The sequence below is a fragment of the Streptomyces sp. NPDC031445 genome (assembly GCF_055581365.1).
On the sequence record NZ_JBVIJO010000008.1, the window covers coordinates 332,259 to 350,006 of the forward strand.

At 70.9% G+C, this 17,748-nt stretch carries 14 protein-coding genes; 1 reads left to right on the forward strand and 13 read right to left on the reverse strand.

Annotation, left to right across the window (positions count from 1 at the left end):
* Positions 1 to 190 precede the first annotated feature (190 nt).
* Positions 191 to 3,334 (forward strand): isoleucine--tRNA ligase, encoded by a 3,144-nt coding sequence (gene ileS, locus ACZ5DC_RS22870; protein ID WP_468655403.1) that lies wholly within the window; start codon positions 191 to 193, stop codon positions 3,332 to 3,334.
* Between the two features lie 170 nt (positions 3,335 to 3,504).
* Here the strand turns inward: ileS and ACZ5DC_RS22875 are convergent, their stop codons facing one another.
* From ACZ5DC_RS22875 to ACZ5DC_RS22935, 13 genes are all read right to left on the reverse strand, one after another.
* Complete coding sequence (locus tag ACZ5DC_RS22875; RefSeq protein ID WP_468655405.1) at positions 3,505 to 4,668, reverse strand: DivIVA domain-containing protein; 1,164 nt, start codon at positions 4,666 to 4,668, stop codon at positions 3,505 to 3,507.
* Between the two features lie 54 nt (positions 4,669 to 4,722).
* On the reverse strand, positions 4,723 to 5,013 hold the full coding sequence (locus tag ACZ5DC_RS22880; protein WP_030347861.1) for a YggT family protein: 291 nt from the start codon (positions 5,011 to 5,013) through the stop codon (positions 4,723 to 4,725).
* A 60-nt stretch (positions 5,014 to 5,073) separates the two neighbouring features.
* Positions 5,074 to 5,715: a cell division protein SepF gene (locus ACZ5DC_RS22885; RefSeq protein ID WP_468655407.1), complete on the reverse strand. Its 642-nt coding sequence runs from the start codon at positions 5,713 to 5,715 to the stop codon at positions 5,074 to 5,076.
* Positions 5,716 to 5,843: 128 nt separating this feature from the next.
* The gene (locus tag ACZ5DC_RS22890) at positions 5,844 to 6,563 is read right to left on the reverse strand and encodes a YggS family pyridoxal phosphate-dependent enzyme (RefSeq protein WP_468655409.1); all 720 of its coding nucleotides are present in this window, start codon (positions 6,561 to 6,563) and stop codon (positions 5,844 to 5,846) included.
* Positions 6,564 to 6,569: 6 nt separating this feature from the next.
* Positions 6,570 to 7,298 (reverse strand): peptidoglycan editing factor PgeF, encoded by a 729-nt coding sequence (pgeF, locus tag ACZ5DC_RS22895; protein ID WP_468655411.1) that lies wholly within the window; start codon positions 7,296 to 7,298, stop codon positions 6,570 to 6,572.
* Complete coding sequence (gene ftsZ, locus ACZ5DC_RS22900; RefSeq protein WP_225809222.1) at positions 7,295 to 8,503, reverse strand: cell division protein FtsZ; 1,209 nt, start codon at positions 8,501 to 8,503, stop codon at positions 7,295 to 7,297. The genes pgeF and ftsZ overlap by 4 nt, the downstream gene beginning before the upstream one ends.
* 279 nt (positions 8,504 to 8,782) lie before the next feature.
* A complete protein-coding gene (locus tag ACZ5DC_RS22905; RefSeq protein WP_468655413.1) occupies positions 8,783 to 9,577 on the reverse strand; it encodes a cell division protein FtsQ/DivIB in 795 nt (264 codons plus the stop codon).
* A 29-nt stretch (positions 9,578 to 9,606) separates the two neighbouring features.
* Positions 9,607 to 10,695 (reverse strand): undecaprenyldiphospho-muramoylpentapeptide beta-N-acetylglucosaminyltransferase, encoded by a 1,089-nt coding sequence (gene murG / locus ACZ5DC_RS22910; RefSeq protein ID WP_171157169.1) that lies wholly within the window; start codon positions 10,693 to 10,695, stop codon positions 9,607 to 9,609.
* A 6-nt stretch (positions 10,696 to 10,701) separates the two neighbouring features.
* Positions 10,702 to 12,081, reverse strand: coding sequence for a putative lipid II flippase FtsW (gene ftsW / locus ACZ5DC_RS22915; RefSeq protein WP_468655415.1), 1,380 nt, complete (start codon positions 12,079 to 12,081; stop codon positions 10,702 to 10,704).
* Positions 12,082 to 12,149: 68 nt separating this feature from the next.
* Positions 12,150 to 13,592: a UDP-N-acetylmuramoyl-L-alanine--D-glutamate ligase gene (murD, locus tag ACZ5DC_RS22920; RefSeq protein WP_468655417.1), complete on the reverse strand. Its 1,443-nt coding sequence runs from the start codon at positions 13,590 to 13,592 to the stop codon at positions 12,150 to 12,152.
* Positions 13,574 to 14,644 (reverse strand): phospho-N-acetylmuramoyl-pentapeptide-transferase, encoded by a 1,071-nt coding sequence (gene mraY, locus ACZ5DC_RS22925; RefSeq protein ID WP_366751504.1) that lies wholly within the window; start codon positions 14,642 to 14,644, stop codon positions 13,574 to 13,576. Before mraY ends, murD begins: the two co-directional genes overlap by 19 nt.
* Positions 14,644 to 16,059: a UDP-N-acetylmuramoyl-tripeptide--D-alanyl-D-alanine ligase gene (locus ACZ5DC_RS22930; protein WP_468655419.1), complete on the reverse strand. Its 1,416-nt coding sequence runs from the start codon at positions 16,057 to 16,059 to the stop codon at positions 14,644 to 14,646. The genes mraY and ACZ5DC_RS22930 overlap by 1 nt, the downstream gene beginning before the upstream one ends.
* A gap of 28 nt (positions 16,060 to 16,087) precedes the next feature.
* Positions 16,088 to 17,743, reverse strand: coding sequence for a UDP-N-acetylmuramoyl-L-alanyl-D-glutamate--2,6-diaminopimelate ligase (locus ACZ5DC_RS22935; RefSeq protein WP_468655421.1), 1,656 nt, complete (start codon positions 17,741 to 17,743; stop codon positions 16,088 to 16,090).
* Between the last annotated feature and the right edge of the window lie 5 nt (positions 17,744 to 17,748).

The following is a 17,748-nucleotide window of genomic DNA, read 5'->3' on the forward strand; positions in this document are numbered from 1 at the left end:
CCGCAGCCGCAGGGCGGCGGCGAGTAGAACCGGCTTCGCGACCCCAATGAGGGGGCTCACCGGCGCGTACGGCGTGGCGGGGGGCCAAGGAGGGTGGTACCGCGGGAGCGCGCCGCACACGGCGTAGACAGGAACGAAGGCTCTCGTCCCTCCGACGGAAGGCAGCAAGTCCGTTGGAGGATGCTCGCAGATGACAGCGCCGACGTACCGCCAGGTGCCCGCACAGGTCGACCTGCCCGCTCTTGAGCACGCCGTGCTCGACTTCTGGCGCGAGCAGAAGATCTTCGCCAAGAGCCTGGAGCAGTCCGAGGGCCGCCCGGAATGGGTGTTCTACGAGGGCCCGCCCACCGCGAACGGCATGCCCGGCGCCCACCACATCGAGGCCCGCGTCTTCAAGGACGTCTTCCCCCGCTTCCGCACCATGCGCGGCTACCACGTGGCCCGCAAGGCGGGCTGGGACTGCCACGGACTGCCCGTCGAGCTGGCCGTCGAGAAGGAGCTGGGCTTCTCCGGCAAGCCGGACATCGAGGCGTACGGCATCGCCGAGTTCAACGCCAGGTGCCGCGAGTCCGTGACCCGGCACACCGACGCGTTCGCCGAGCTGACGACCCGCATGGGCTACTGGGTCGACCTGGACGACGCCTACCGGACCATGGACCCCGACTACGTGCAGTCGGTGTGGTGGTCGCTGAAGCAGATCTTCGACAAGGGGCTCCTCACCCAGGACTACCGGGTCGCCCCCTGGTGCCCGCGCTGCGGCACCGGCCTGTCCGACCACGAGCTGGCGCAGGGGTACGAGACGGTCGTCGACCCGTCGGTGTACGTCCGTTTCCCGCTCACCTCCGGTCCGCTCGCCGGCCAGGCCGCGCTCCTGGTGTGGACGACGACCCCCTGGACCCTGGTGTCCAACACGGCGGTCGCCGCGCACCCGGAGGTGACCTACGTGGTCGCCACCGACGGCGAGGAGAAGCTCGTCGTCGCCGAGCCCCTCGTCGCCAAGGCGCTCGGCGAGGGCTGGGAGACCACGGGCCAGACCTTCACCGGCGCCGAGATGGAGCGCTGGACGTACCAACGCCCCTTCGAGCTGGTGGAGTTCCCGGCCCCGGCGCACTTCGTCGTGAACGCCGAGTACGTCACCACCGACGACGGCACGGGTCTGGTGCACCAGTCCCCGGCCTTCGGTGAGGACGACCTCAAGGTCTGCCGCTCCTACGGCCTGCCGGTCGTCAACCCGGTCCGCCCGGACGGCACCTTCGAGGAGGACGTCCCGCTGGTCGGCGGCGTCTTCTTCAAGAAGGCGGACGAAAAGCTCACCGACGACCTGAACCAGCGCGGTCTGCTCTTCAAGCACCTGCCCTACGAACACAGCTACCCGCACTGCTGGCGCTGCCACACCGCGCTGCTCTACTACGCGCAGCCCTCCTGGTACATCCGCACGACGGCCGTCAAGGACCGGCTCATCCAGGAGAACGAGAAGACCAACTGGTTCCCGGAGACGGTCAAGCACGGCCGGTACGGCGACTGGCTGGACAACAACATCGACTGGGCACTGTCCCGAAACCGCTACTGGGGCACCCCGCTGCCGATCTGGCGCTGCGGGGAGGACCACCTCACCTGCGTCGGCTCCCTCACCGAGCTGAGCGAGCTGACCGGCACCGACCAGTCGGGCCTCGACCCGCACCGCCCGTACATCGACGAGGTCACCTTCGCCTGCCCCCAGGAGGGCTGCGGCGCGACGGCCACGCGCGTGCCGGAGGTCATCGACGCCTGGTACGACTCGGGCTCGATGCCGTTCGCGCAGTGGGGCTACCCCTACAAGAACAAGGAGCTGTTCGAGAGCCGGTACCCGGCGCAGTTCATCTCCGAGGCGATCGACCAGACCCGCGGCTGGTTCTACACGCTGATGGCCGTCGGCACCCTCGTCTTCGACAAGTCGTCGTACGAGAACGTCGTCTGCCTGGGCCACATCCTGGCCGAGGACGGCCGCAAGATGTCCAAGCACCTGGGCAACATCCTGCAGCCGATCCCGCTCATGGACCAGCACGGCGCGGACGCGGTGCGCTGGTTCATGGCGGCCGGCGGCTCGCCGTGGGCCGCGCGCCGGGTGGGCCACGGCACCATCCAGGAGGTCGTCCGCAAGACGTTGCTGACCTACTGGAACACGGTCGCCTTCCAGGCCCTGTACGCCCGTACGTCGAACTGGGCGCCGTCCGCGGCGGACCCGGCGCCGGCCGAGCGCCCGGTGCTGGACCGCTGGCTGCTGTCCGAGCTGCACGCGCTCACCGACCAGGTGACGCAGGCGCTGGAGGCGTACGACACCCAGCGCGCCGGCAAGCTGCTGTCCGCGTTCGTCGACGACCTGTCGAACTGGTACGTCCGCCGTTCCCGCCGCCGCTTCTGGCAGGGCGACAAGGCCGCGCTGCGCACGCTGCACGAGGTGCTGGAGACGGTCACCAAGCTGATGGCGCCGATCACCCCGTTCATCACCGAACGGGTGTGGCAGGACCTGGTCGTTCCGGTCACCCCGGGCGCGCCGGAGTCCGTGCACCTGGCCACCTGGCCGGAGGCGGACCTGTCGGCGATCGACCCGGAGCTGTCGAAGCAGATGGTCCTGGTCCGCCGGCTGGTCGAGCTGGGCCGCGCCACGCGCGCGGAGTCCGGTGTCAAGACGCGTCAGCCGCTGTCCCGGGCGCTGATCGCCGCGACCGGGTTCGAGGCACTGGACCCTCAGCTGCACACGCAGATCACGGAGGAGCTGAACGTCGAGGGACTGGCGTCGCTCAGCGAGGTCGGCGGCAGCCTGGTCGACACGACCGCGAAGGCCAACTTCCGGGCGCTCGGCAAGCGGTTCGGCAAGCGGGTGCAGGACGTGGCGAAGGCGATCGCCGCCGCCGACGCCGCCGCGCTGTCCCTCGCCCTGCGCGAGGGCACGGCCTCCGTGGAACTCGACGGGGAGACGGTCAGCCTGGCTCCGGACGAGGTGATCATCACCGAGACCCCGCGCGAGGGCTGGTCGGTGGCCTCCGACTCCGGTGCCACGGTGGCGCTGGACCTGGAGATCACCGAGGAGCTGCGGCAGGCGGGCCTGGCCCGTGACGCGATCCGGCTGATCCAGGAGGCCCGCAAGAACAGCGGCCTGGATGTCGCCGACCGGATCGCGCTGCGCTGGACCTCCACGGACCCGGCCGTGATGGCGGCCCTCGCCGAGCACGCGGGGCTGATCGCCGACGAGGTGCTGTCGACCGACTTCGGGCAGGGCGAGGCCGACGACAGCTTCGGTGAGCCGTTCACCGACGAGGGGCTGTCCCTCACGTTCCGGCTGCGCAAGGCGTAAGCGCCCAGCGGTGCGCGAAGGGCCCGGCTCCCTCGGGGAGGCCGGGCCCCTCCTTCATGGGCCGTCTCGCCACGCAACCCGCGTAAAAAGGGCGGGCCCCCGGGACCGAAGTCCGGGGGGCCCGCCCTATCAGACGCTGCCGACGCCGTTGTCGTGCTGCTGGCCGGTGCTCAGTTGTCGTCCTCGTCGATCAGGAACCCACGCATCGGCGAGGGAGCCTGACCCATCGGGGACGGGCCCTGCGGGCGGACCGGAGCCATGGGCTGGGTCATGGCCGGGGTCATCTGCTGCTGGCCGCCGTAGGACGGGCCGGACGGCGAGGGGTTGCCCCCCATCGTCTGGTTGCCGCCGTAGGACGGGGCGCCGGCGCCGGCCGGGGCCATGGAGGGCGCCGGGGACGGCGGCAGGGACGCGGTGGCCGGGGTGCGCGGCGGGGCCAGCGAGTCGTCGGCCTGGGTCTCCAGCTGACGCAGCTGCGACTCCAGGTACGACTTCAGGCGCGTGCGGTACTCGCGCTCGAAGCCGCGCAGGTCCTCGACCTTGCGCTCCAGCGTGGCGCGGGCGGACTCCAGGGAGCCCATGGCGACGCGGTGCTTCTCCTGCGCGTCCCGCTCCAGGGCGTCGGCCTTGGCACGGGCGTCACGCTCCAGACCCTCGGCGCGGCTGCGGGCCTCGCCGACGATCTTGTTGGCCTCGGAGCGGGCCTCGGCGATCGCCTGGTCGGCGGTCTGCTGGGCCAGCGAGAGGACACGGGCGGCGCTGTCGCCACCGGGGCCCTGACCGGGGCCGCCCATCGGACCGCCCATGGGGCCACCCATGGGACCGCCCATCGGGCCGCCCATCTGCTGCTGCATGGGCGGCTGACCGCCCATCGGGCCCTGACCCATCGGACCCTGGCCCATCGGGCCGGGACCCTGCGGGCCGCCCTGACCGCCGGGGCCGGCGGGCAGCTGCGGGGCACCGCTCGGCAGCTGGGGCGGACCACCCATGGGGCCACCCATCTGCTGCTGCGGCGGGCCCGATATCCCGGCGGGCACGGGAGCGCCGGGACCTCGCATGCCCTGCTGCTGCTGGTGCTGCGGGTGCTGCTGGTGTTGCTGCTGGTGTTGCTGCTGGTCCTGCTCCGGGGGCTTGCGCGCGTTCTGCTGGTTCTGCGCGGCGGCACGGGTGGCCGCGGCCAGCTTGGCGCGCAGGTCCTCGTTCTCGCGGAGCAGACGGGTCAGTTCGGCTTCGACCTCGTCGAGGAAGGCATCGACCTCGTCCTCGTCATAGCCTTCTCGGAGGCGGACGGTCGTGAACTGCTTGTTCCGCACGTCCTCGGGGGTCAACGGCATCTCTTCACCTCAACGTAGTCATCGGCAGTCGGCAAGACCGGATCGTCCTCATCCTCATCTCACGAAGCTCCCCGCGACGGAGATGAGAATGTAGACGATGATCATCAGTACGAAGAAGGACAGGTCGAGCGCCACGCCCCCGAGACGCAGCGGCGGGATGAACCGCCGCAGAAGCTTCAGCGGTGGATCGGTGACAGTGTAGGTGGCCTCCAGTACGACCACCATCGCCTTGCCGGGTTGCCACGAGCGGGCGAACTGGAAAACGTAGTCCATGACCAGCCGGAAGATGAGCACGACGAGGAACACCATCAGCGCGATGTAGATCACCTGCGCGAACACGCTCATGGCCTGTGGTTCCCTCTCCCCTGTTCCGTGCTCTTCCGTGCTTCGATCCGGCCGTACGTCTCAGCTCTGGTTGAAGAACCCGCCCTCTGCGATGCGGGCCTTGTCCTCCGCCGTGACATCGACGTTAGCAGGAGACAACAGGAACACCTTCTGCGTCACCCGCTCGATGCTGCCGTGAAGACCAAACACCAAACCGGCCGCAAAGTCGACAAGTCGCTTGGCGTCTGTGTCATCCATCTCAGTCAGATTCATGATCACCGGGGTGCCCTCACGGAAGTGTTCCCCGATGGTACGGGCCTCGTTGTAGGTCCGCGGGTGAAGCGTGGTGATCCGGTAAGGCTCTCGTTCCGACACGACCTTGGGCATGATCACCGGCGCGTTCTTCTCCAGGGACTGACGTTCTTGTGTGATGGATGCCACGGGCGCGATCCGCGCCGGGCGTCCGGATTCCGCGGCGAGCGAAGTCGGACGGGCCACCGGTTCGCGAGGCGCGGGCGGTTGTGCGATTCGCACCTCTTCGTCCCTTTGGGACTGGTGTGCACCGTGCGACTGGTGCGACGGCTCGTGCCGTCGGTGGTCTCGCTCGGGCTCCGGGTCCAATTCGGGCTCGAAGTCGTCGTCGGGGTCGAATCCGCGGCCATCGTACCCATCGTCCTCCACGAGGCCGAGGTAGACCGCCATCTTGCGCATCGCGCCGGCCATGCTCTGAGTCCTCCGCTCTGTGGTGGATCGACTGACGACTGCCAAGTGCCCGCGATCCACGTGGTCGTTGTGCCCGCCTTGGCGCGCACTGACCATATTTTCTGCTGTGGTCCGACTTCCTGGCGACGTTACCCGAGCCTGGGGCGGACTCCGAGTACCGCGGTGCCGACGCGCACATGTGTCGCCCCGGCGGCCACGGCCTGTTCGAGGTCCGCGCTCATCCCTGCCGACACCATGGTTGCAGTCGGATGGGCGCGGCGCAGGTCAGTCGACAAAACCACCAGGCGCTCGAACGCCGCCTGTTCGCGCCCCGCGTACTCCCCGGTGAGCGGAGCGACGGTCATCAGCCCGTCGAGCCGCAGTCCGGGCGCCCCGGCGACGAGGTCGGCCAACTCTTCGATTCCTGCCGGGGCCACGCCACCGCGGTCGCCCCTGCCGCTCGCACCGGCGTCGAACGCGACCTGGATGAGGCATCCGACCTCGCGCTCCGCCCGCACCGCCTCCTTCGACAGCGCGGTGACGAGCCGGGAACGGTCGACGGACTGCACGACATCGGCGTAACCGACCACGGAACGCACCTTGTTGGTCTGCAACTGACCGACAAAGTGCCACTCCAGTTCCAGATCCGCACAGGCGGCGGCCTTGGGGGCCGCGTCCTGGTCACGGTTCTCGGCGACATGGCGCACCCCGAGTTCCGACAGGATCCGCACATCGCTCGCCGGGTAGGTCTTGGTGACCACGATCAGGGTCACCTCCTCCCGCGCCCGCCCGGCCGCCGCGCACGCGGCGGCGATGCGCTCCTCCACCTTCGCCAGATTCGCGGCGAGTTCGGTCTTACGGTCCGTCATGCCCCATCAGTCCAGCCAGACATAGCCCGCGAGCCGCCCGGTGGTGCGGTCGCGGCGGTACGAGAAGTGGTCGTCCGACTCCAGCGTGCACACCGGCGCCTGCGCCCGGTCGCACACCCCGAGCCGGTCGAGCTGCGCGTGCACCCCGGCGCTCACGTCGAGCGCCGGCGTGCCCCAGCTCGTTTCGGCGTGCGCCGCCGGCTCGACGGCGGCCGCCTCGGCGCGCATGGCCTCCGGCACCTCGTAGCACCGGCCGCACACGTACGGGCCGGTGCGGGCGACGATCCGGCGCGCCTCGGCACCGAGTCCGACCATGGCGCGTACGGCGGCGGGGACGACCCCCTTGACCATGCCGGGCCGGCCGGCGTGGGCCGCGGCGACGATCCCGGCCCCGGGGTCGGCCAGCAGCACCGGCACGCAGTCGGCGGTGAGGACGGCGAGGGCCAGTCCGCGCCGGGCGGTGACGATCGCGTCGACCTCCGGCACCGGCTGCTCGCCCCACGGCTCGTCCACCACGGCGACGTCGGCGCCGTGCACCTGGTTCATCCAGACGACCCGGCCGGGGTCCAGGCCGAGCGACTTGGCCGCCAGCTCCCGGTTGCCCCGGACCGCCTCGGGCGCGTCACCGACCGCGCCGCCGAGGTTCAGCTCCTCATACGGAGCGGCGCTCACCCCGCCCCACCGGTCGGTGAAGGCGAAGTGCGCGCCGCTCACGCTCTCGCGCTGTCCTATCACTTGAGGAAGTCCGGGACGTCCAGTTCCTCGGCCGCGCTGTCCGAGTAGGTCCGGGGCGCCGGCGTCACCGGCGGGGCGACCGGGATCTCCGTCACCGGCTCGGGCGCCGGCTCCGGCTCCTCCTTGGGCTTGACGCTGCCCAGCGAGCCGAAGGACGGACGGCTCGGCTCGCTCGGCCGGGCCGGAGCGGGCTCCTCGCGGCGGGCGGGGGCCGGTCCGGAGGCCGCACCGAGGACGTTGTCCCGGCGGGCGGGCGGCTGGCCGCCGTCAAAGCCGGCCGCGATCACGGTGACCCGCACCTCGTCGCCGAGGGCGTCGTCGATGACCGCGCCGAAGATGATGTTGGCCTCGGGGTGGGCTGCCTCGCTGACCAGCTGGGCGGCCTCGTTGATCTCGAACAGGCCGAGGTCGGAGCCGCCGGAGATGGAGAGCAGCACGCCACGGGCGCCGTCGATGGACGCCTCCAGCAGCGGCGAGGAGATCGCCATCTCGGCCGCGGCCACCGCGCGGTCGTCGCCGCGGGCCGAGCCGATGCCCATGAGGGCGGAACCGGCCTCGGACATGACCGACTTGACGTCGGCGAAGTCGAGGTTGATCAGACCGGGGGTGGTGATGAGGTCGGTGATGCCCTGAACACCGGAGAGCAGGACCTGGTCGGCGGACTTGAAGGCGTCCAGGACCGAGACCTGGCGGTCCGAGATGGACAGCAGCCGGTCGTTCGGGATGACGATGAGGGTGTCGACCTCTTCGCGGAGCTCGGCGATGCCGTCCTCGGCCTGGTTCGCGCGGCGCCGTCCCTCGAAGGTGAACGGGCGGGTGACCACACCGATGGTGAGGGCGCCCAGCGAGCGTGCGATGTTGGCCACGACGGGCGCGCCGCCGGTGCCGGTGCCGCCGCCTTCACCGGCCGTCACGAAGACCATGTCGGCCCCCTTGAGGACCTCCTCGATCTCCTCGCGGTGGTCCTCGGCGGCCTTGCGGCCGACGGCCGGGTTGGCTCCGGCGCCGAGTCCGCGGGTGAGTTCGCGGCCGACGTCGAGCTTGACGTCGGCGTCGCTCATCAACAGCGCCTGTGCGTCGGTGTTGATGGCGATGAACTCGACGCCCTTGAGACCGACCTCGATCATCCGGTTGATGGCATTGACACCACCGCCGCCGACACCGATGACCTTGATGACTGCGAGGTAGTTCTGCGGTGCTGCCACGTCGAAGGCCTCTCGCCTCGAATTACGTTGTCGCCGCCGTGCGGTGCCCCGCGCCGGGACGACGGATGCCGAATGGGACGGTCCGTAGCGCCGACCCGAACCCTAACCCTGAAGTTTAGGGTTACCAGTGTGTCTGTTCCCTGGAGTCTTCTGAACAGGACACTAAGTCGACAAGTGGCGCCCGTTCAACGAACACGCCGAACCTCCCGTTTTTCTTTTCACCCTATGTGATCAGCCGTAGCGGTGCCCAACCAGGGTGCTGGCCTGCGCGGATGTGCGTCAACTCCCCGATGACGCAGGGGCGGTGGGCACACTCACGTCGAAGTGCCGCGCGCCGGGGGATGCTTTCATGAGAGCCGTGAGGGCCCGTGCCTTGGCGCGGCCCTGCTCGCCGCTGCCCCACTCGACGGTGCGCCCGCCGGCCAGCTCCAGCGTGATGTCGTCGTAGGTGCGCACGTGGACGGTCCGGGTGGCCCTCGCCACCGCGGCCGGCAGGTCCCCCGCGGTCCGGACCGCCTCGCGCAGCAGCCGGTCGGTGCCGAAACGCCGGAAGCTGGCGGCGCCGGGACCCGTCCGGGACGCGGACAGTTCCAGCATCGGAACGCCGTCCGGCGCCCGCGCGACCGTGGCGAAGCGGACACCGTCGTCGTCGACTTCGACGAACTTCCCGCCCTTTCGGATGAGCAGGACCGGAGTGCGCTCGATCACTTTCAGGCCGATTCCATGCGGCCAGGAACGAACCACCTCTACGGTGTCAATTCGGGGCAATTTCCGGCGAAGTCGGGCTTCGATGGCATCCGTGTCGGCGGAAATCATCGGTTTTCCGACGGGCACGGCCGCCGCCTCGCGCACCTCGGCCGGGGTCAGCACGCGCGTGCCCGACACCGAGACGTGCTCGACGCGCAGCCACGTGGAGCCGTACAGCACCCAGGCGGAACCGCCCCCGAGGAGCACGAGGAGGGCGGCCAGGGCGACGATCGCGCGAAGGCGCCGCCGTGCCGGCCCGTGGGCGGGCGGCGGGCCGGACGACTCCTGCTGGCGTTCTCCGCGCTCGGCGGTGGAGGGTCCGGCCACGCTGCTCACTGCCCTTTCGTCATACGGTCCTACCGGCGCGAGGCGATCGCCTCGTACACCATGCCGACGAGCAGGTCGTCGGCGTCCCGGCGGCCGAACTCGCTCGCCGCGCGGGACATCTCGTACAGCCGGTGCGGGTCGGCGAGCACGGGCAGCACGTTCTGCTGCACCCACTCGGGCGTCAGCTCCGCGTCGTCGACGAGGAGCCCGCCGCCGGCCTTGACCACCGGCTGGGCGTTGAGCCGCTGTTCGCCGTTGCCGATGGGCAGCGGGACGTAGGCGGCCGGGAGTCCGACGGCGGAGAGTTCGGCGACGGTCATCGCGCCCGCGCGGCAGAGCATCATGTCGGCCGCGGCGTACGCGAGGTCCATCCGGTCCAGGTAACTTACCGGGATGTAGGGGGGCATCCCCGGCATCTGGTGCACCTGCGGCAGTTCGTTCTTCGGGCCGACCGCGTGCAGGATCTGGATGCCGGCCTGCTGGAGCCACGGGGCGACCGCCTGCGTCACCTCGTTCAGCCGCCGGGCGCCCTGCGAGCCGCCGGAGACGAGCAGCGTGGGCAGGTTGGGGTCGAGGCCGAAGCGGTGGCGGGCCTCGGGCCGGACGGCGGCGCGGTCCAGCGTGGCGATGGAGCGGCGCAGCGGGATGCCGATGTAGCGGGCGTCACGCAGCTTGCTGTCCGGGGTGGAGACGGCGACCCGGGCCGCGTACCGCGAACCGATCTTGTTGGCCAGGCCCGGCCGGGCGTTGGCCTCGTGGATCACGATGGGCACGCCGAGGCGCTTGGCGGCCAGATAGCCCGGCAGGGCGACGTAGCCGCCGAAGCCGACCACGCAGTCCGCCTTGGTGCGCTCCAGGATCTGCTCGGCGGCCTTGATCGTGCCGCGCAGCCGCCCCGGGACGGTGATCAGCTCGGGGGTGGGCTTGCGCGGCAGGGGCACCGCCGGGATCAGCGCGAGCTCGTAACCGCGCTCCGGGACGAGCCGGGTCTCCAGGCCGCGCTCCGTGCCCAGGGCCGTGATCCCCACGGTCGGGTCCTGCCTGCGCAGGGCGTCCGCGAGGGCGAGCGCGGGCTCGATGTGGCCGGCGGTCCCCCCACCGGCGAGTACGACATGCACCGAAATTCACCGCTCTCCGGACGAACGCGCCGCCGAGGCACGCCGTCGCATCGTGTTCCATCTCCGAGGAGCCCCGGTCGGCCTTTTGACGGGCCCTGGGTCTCCCGCCCGCTTTCTACCAAAGCGAGGTTGCCGCATCGCAAGCGCCGCCCGCGCAGCGGGCTCGTCGCGCGCGAAGGCGATCAGCAGCCCGATGGCGAACATGGTCGGCAGCAGGGCGGACCCTCCGTAGGAGAACAGCGGGAGGGGGACACCGGCGATCGGCAGCAGACCGAGCACCGCACCGATGTTGATCACCGCCTGGGCGGTGATCCAGGTGGTCACGCCTCCCGCGGCATACCTCACGAAGGGGTCCTCCGTGCGTCCGGCCACGCGGATACCCGCATAGCCTAGAGCCGCGAACAGGGCGAGCACCGACAGCGTCCCCGCCAGACCCAGTTCCTCACCGGTGACGGCGAAGATGAAGTCGGTGTGGGCCTCCGGGAGTTGGCCCCATTTTTCCACACTCGCGCCGAGTCCGGAGCCGAAGAGTCCGCCGGAGGCCAGGGCGTAGATGCCGTGCACGGCCTGCCAGCAGTCGGCGACCCCGGCCTTGGGCTCGGTGGCGCCGATGCAGGCGAGGCGGGCCATCCGGTTGGGGCTCGTCTTGATGAGCGTCACACCGATCAGGGCGGCGACGGACAGCACGCCCGCGAACAGCCGGGTCGGCGCCCCCGCCAGCCAGAGCAGGCCGAAGAGGATCGCCGTGAGGATGATCGCGGTGCCCATGTCGCCGCCGAGCATGATCAGCCCGAGCAGCAGGAACGCGACCGGGACCAGCGGCACCAGCATGTGCTTCCACTGGGTCAGCAGCTTCCTCTCCTGCTTGCGGGCGATCAGGTCCGCCCCCCACAGCACCAGGGCGAGCTTGCCGAACTCGCTGGGCTGGATCTGGAAGGAGCCGCCGAGGGAGATCCAGTTCTGGTTGCCGTTGACCGCCATCCCTATCCCGGGCACCTGTACCAGGGCCATCAGGAAGACGGCGCCGGCGAGGATCGGGTAGGCCAGCGCCCGGTGCAGCTTCACCGGCATGCGGGAGGCGGCGAACAACAGTGCGCCGCCGATCAGCGCGGCGAGGAACTGCTTGCGGAAGAAGTACGACCCGGGCAGCGACAGCTGGAGCGCGGTGATCTGGGAGGCCGAGTAGACCATCACCAGGCCGAGCACGGTGATCAGCACACTGCCGCCGACGATCAGGTAGTAGGCGGTCAGCGGCCGGTCCCAGGCCTTGCGCGCGCGCGTGCAGAGCCGTTGCACGGGGTTCTCGCGCGGGGGCCGCAGGACGGCGGAACGCGGGCGCCGGGACGCCCGCTGCACGGGTGGCCGGCCGGTGCGGCTACTGGGCATCGGCGCCTCCGCTGAACGTCGACCGTCCCACGCGTCCCTCCCAAGATCCGCCCGGCAGGCGGCCGGGGTCAGGCGCCGAGTTCGCGGACCGCCGCCGCGAACGCGTCGCCGCGCTGGTTGTAGTTGGTGAACATGTCCATGGAGGCGCAGGCCGGGGCCAGCAGCACCGTGTCGCCGGGCCGAGCCAGTCGCCTCGCCTCCGTCACCGCCTGGAGCATCGCCCCAGTGTCGGTCCGTTCGAGGTCGACCACGGGTACTTCCGGCGCGTGTCGCGCGAGGGCGTCCCGGATCAGGGCCCGATCGGCACCGATCAGGACGGCACCGCGAAGCCGCTTCGCCGACTTGGCGACCAGCTCGTCGAAGGCCGCGCCCTTCGCCAGACCGCCCGCGATCCATACGATCGGTTCGTAGGACGCCAAAGAGGCTTCCGCGGCATGCGTGTTGGTCGCCTTGGAGTCGTCCACGTACGCGACCCCGTCGATGTCGGCGACGTGCGAGATGCGGTGGGCGTCCGGGCGGAAGGCCCGCAGACCGTCCCGTACGGCGCTCGCGGGCACGCCGAAGGCGCGCGCGAGGGCGGCGGCGGCGAGCGCGTTGGCGATGTTGTGCGGCGCGGGCGGGTTGACGTCGGAGACCTCGGCCAGCTCCTGCGCGTTCTCGTGCCGGTTCTCCACGAAGGCCCGGTCGACCAGGATGCCGTCCACGACGCCGAGTTGGGAGGGCCCGGGCGTGCCGAGCGTGAACCCGACGGCACGGCAGCCCTCTTCGACGTCGGCCTCGCGCACGAGGTCCTCGGTGGCCTTGTCGGCGACGTTGTAGACGCAGGCGACCTTGTTGCCCTCGTAGACGCGGCCCTTGTCGCGCGCGTACGCCTCCATGGAGCCGTGCCAGTCCAGGTGGTCCGGCGCGAGGTTGAGGACGACCGCGGAGTGCGCCCGCAGCGAGGGCGCCCAGTGGAGCTGGTAGCTGGACAGCTCCACGGCGAGGACGTCGTACCGCTCCTCGCCGAGGACGGCGTCCAGCAGGGAGACGCCGATGTTGCCCACGGCGGCCGTGCGCAGGCCCGCCGCCGTCAGGATGGAGGCGAGCATCTGGACGGTCGTGGTCTTGCCGTTGGTGCCCGTCACGGCCAGCCACGGGGCCGCGTCCGGGCCGCGCAGCCGCCAGGCCAGCTCCACGTCGCCCCAGACCGGCACACCGGCCCGGCCGGCGGCGAGGAACAGCGGCTTGTCCGGCTTCCAGCCGGGCGCGGTGACGATCAGCTCGGTGCCCTCCGGCAGGGTCTCGCCGTCGCCGAGGCGCACGGTGACGCCGAGCGCCTCCAGCTCCGCGGCCTGCTCCCGCGCGCGTGCGTCGTCGCCGTCGTTGACGACCGTGACGATCGCCCCGCGCGCGTGCAGCGCTTTGGCCGCCGGGACGCCGGAGACGCCGAGCCCGGCGACGGTGACGTGCTTGCCCTGGAAGTCGGAAGGCCCAGAAGGCACCGAGGAGGTCACTTGTCCGCTGCCCATCCCGCGTAGAAGAGGCCCAGTCCGACGATCACACAGATGCCCTGGATGATCCAGAACCGGACCACCACCAGGACCTCGGACCAGCCCTTGAGTTCGAAGTGGTGCTGGAGCGGTGCCATCCGGAAGACGCGCTTGCCGGTGAGCCGGAAGGAGCCGACCTGGATGACGACCGACATGGTGATGAGGACGAACAGGCCGCCCATGATGGCCACCAGCAGCTCCGTGCGGGAGAGGATGGCCAGGCCCGTGAGGACACCGCCGAGGGCGAGCGAGCCGGTGTCGCCCATGAAGATCTTCGCCGGCGAGGTGTTCCACCACAGGAAGCCGAGGCAGGCACCCATCAGCGCGGAGGCGACCACGGCCAGGTCCAGCGGGTCGCGCACCTCGTAGCAGGCGCCGGGGTTCGTCAGGGTGCCCGCGTTGGCGCAGGACTCCTGGAACTGCCAGACGCCGATGAAGGTGTAGGCGCCGAAGACGAGCACGGAGGCGCCGGTGGCCAGACCGTCCAGGCCGTCGGTGAGGTTCACGCCGTTCGACATCGCGAGGATCATGAACAGCGCCCAGACGACGAACAGCACCGGGCCGATGGACCAGCCGAAGTCGGTGATGAACGACAGCTTGGTGGAGGCCGGGGTGTTGCCGCGGGCGTCGGAGAACTGGAGCGACAGCACGGCGAAGGCGATGCCGACGATCAGCTGGCCGGCCATCTTCGCCTTGGCCCGCAGGCCCAGCGAGCGCCGCTTGACGATCTTGATGTAGTCGTCGAGGAAGCCGACCAGGCCCATGCCGGCCATCAGGCCGAGGACCAGCAGCCCGGAGTAGGTGGGCGGGTAACCGGTGATGAGCTTGCTCAGGAAGTACGCGGCGATCGTCGCCAGGATGAAGGCGATACCGCCCATGGTCGGCGTACCGCGCTTGCTGGCGTGCTCGCGCGGGCCGTCGTCACGGATGTACTGGCCGTAGCCCTTGCGGGCGAGGAGCTTGATCAGCAGCGGGGTGCCGACCAGCGTCAGGAAGAGGCCAATGACTCCTGAGAACAGGATCTGCTTCATCATCGGGCGGCAACCTCACCCTCGGCACCGGTCTCGGCGAGCGCCTGGGCGACGCTCTCCAGACCCACCGAACGGGACGCCTTCACGAGCACGACGTCCCCCGGGCGCAACTCGCTGCGCAACAGGTCGATCGCCGCCTGTGCGTCGGACACGTGCACCGACTCCTCACCCCACGAACCCTCGTTATATGCGCCCAATTGCAGCCAGGAGGCCTCAATCCCCCCGACGGCGACGAGCTTGCTGACGTTGAGCCGGACGGCGAGCCGTCCGACGGCGTCGTGCTCGGCGAGCGCCTCGTCCCCCAGCTCGGCCATCTTGCCGAGCACCGCCCACGTGCGGCGCCCCTTGCCCATGGCCGCGAGCGCCCTGAGGGCGGCCCGCATGGACTCGGGGTTGGCGTTGTAGGCGTCGTTGACGATGGTCACGCCGTCCGGGCGCTCGGTGACCTCCATGCGCCAGCGGGAGAGGGAGCCCGCCTCGGAGAGCGCGGTGGCGATCTCTTCCGCGGACATGCCCAGCTCATGGGCGACGGCGGCCGCGGCGAGCGCGTTCGACACGTGGTGCTCACCGTACAGGCGCATCGTCAGATCACTTGCACCGGAGGGTGTGTGAAGCCTGAAGGAGGGCTGTCCGCTGTCCGTGAGTCGTACGTTCTCGGCCCGTACGTCCGCTTCGGCCGACTCTCCGAAAAGGACCACCTTCGCCTTGGTACGGGAGGCCATGGCGCGCACCAGGGGGTCGTCGGCGTTGAGGACCGCCACGCCGCCCTCCTCGGCCGCCGGGAGCGCCTCCACGAGTTCGCCCTTGGCCTGGGCGATCTGCTCACGTCCGCCGAACTCGCCGATGTGGGCGCTGCCGACGTTGAGCACCAGGCCGATCCTCGGCGGGGTGAGGCCGGTGAGGTAGCGGATGTGCCCGATGCCCCGGGCGCCCATCTCCAGCACGAGGAACCGGGTTTCCTCGGTGGCGGACAGGGCGGTCAGCGGCAGCCCGATCTCGTTGTTGAGCGAGCCGGGCGTGAACACCGTCGGCGCCTTGCGCCGGAGCACCTGGGCGATGAGGTCCTTGGTGCTGGTCTTGCCGGCCGAGCCGGTCAGGGCGACGAGGGTCGCGCCGAGCCGGCGTACGACGTGCCGGGCGAGGGCGCCGAGGGCCGTCTGGACGTCCTCGACGACGATCGCGGGAACGCCGACCGGGCGGGAGGCCAGCACGGCGACCGCGCCGGCCTCGGTCACCGCGCGGGCGTAGTCGTGCCCGTCCACGCGCTCGCCGACGAAGGCGGCGAACAGGCTGCCGGGCACCACCTCGCGGGAGTCCCGGACGACCGGTCCCGTGATCTGTACGGACGGATCCGGTATGTCGTGCGTCTGCCCGCCGACGACTGCTGCGATCTCGGCGAGGGAGAGGGCGATCACAAGTTCATCCCCTGGGTCTTCTGGATTTTCATCCCTGGGTCTTCTGGATGGCTTGGCGGAGCACCTGGCGGTCGTCGAAGGGACGGACCACGCCGGCGATGTCCTGGCCCTGCTCGTGGCCCTTGCCGGCGACCAGCACGGTGTCGCCGGCCTGGGCGCGGCCCACGGCGGCGGCGACGGCGGCGGCCCGGTCCTCGAAGAGGAGGACCTCGCCGCGCTCGTGCGCGGGCACGGAGGCCGCGCCCTGGAGCATGGCCGCGAGGATCGCGAGGGGGTCCTCGGAGCGGGGGTTGTCGGAGGTCAGTACGGCCGTGTCGGCGAGCCGGGCCACGGCGGCGCCCATCGGGGCGCGCTTGGTCTGGTCGCGGTCGCCGCCGCAGCCGAGGACGACGTGCAGCCGGCCCTTGGTGACCTTGCGCAGCGCCTTGAGCACCGACTCGACGGCGTCCGTCTTGTGGGCGTAGTCGACCACCGCGAGGTAGGGCTGTCCGGCGTCGACGCGCTCCAGGCGGCCCGGGACGCCCGGGACGGCGGCGATGCCGTCGGCGGCGGCCTGCGGGTCGAGACCGGCCGCGGCGAGGGCGACGACGGCGGCGAGGGTGTTCGCCACGTTGAAGGGGCCCGGAAGCGGCGACTTGGCGTGCACGCGCTCGCCGTTCGGGCCGAGGACGGTGAACGTCGAGTCCATGGGGCCGACCTGGACGTCCTGGGCGCGCCAGTCGGCGTCGGGGTGGCCCTCGGCGGAGAAGGTGACGACCGGCACGGTCGCCTCCCTCGCGAGCCGGCGGCCGTACTCGTCGTCGGCGTTGACCACGCCCAGCCTGCTGCGTTCGGGCGTGAACAGCTGCGCCTTGGCCTGGAAGTAGTCCTCCATGCCGGAGTGGAACTCCATGTGCTCCGGGCTGAGGTTGGTGAAGACGGCGATGTCGAAGACGCAGCCGTCGACCCGGCCGAGGACCAGGGCGTGGCTGGAGACCTCCATGGCGACCGCCTCGACGCCCTCTTCGCGCATGACGGCGAACAGGGCCTGGAGGTCGGTGGCTTCCGGCGTGGTGCGCTCGGACTTGATGCGCTCGTCGCCGATGCGGATCTCGACGGTGCCGATGAGGCCCGTCGAACGGGCCGTCTTCAGGCCGCCTTCCACCAGGTAGGCGGTGGTGGTCTTGCCGGAGGTGCCGGTGATGCCGATCTGGAGCAGGTCGCGGCCCGGGTGGTGGTAGATCGTGGCCGCCAGCTCTCCCATCCGGCCGCGCGGGTCCTCGACCACCAGGACGGGCAGCCCGGACGCGGCGGCGCGCTCGGCGCCCGTGGGGTCGGTGAGCACGGCGACGGCGCCCAGGCTCGCGGCCTGGGTGACGAAGTCGGCACCGTGCAGCCGGGCGCCCGGGAGGGCGGCGTACAGGTCACCGGGGCGGACCGCGCGCGAGTCGTGGGTGATCCCCGTGACCTCGGCGGCGGTCTCCGGCGCGGTGGCACCCAGCTGGCCGGCGAGCTCCGCGAGGGGTGTGGCGGGAAGCGTCGTCGGCCGGGGCAGTCCCGGATATGTCACGGGTTGGCCCTTCTGGGTGATGGGGGACTGATCAGCGTGTGGCACGGCGGTGAGCGTACCGGGCGCACCCGCTCCGGAGCGAAGTGAGGGCCTGTGGGCGCCTTGGTTCCCGGGGTCCGGGGTGATCGTGGTCACGAGCT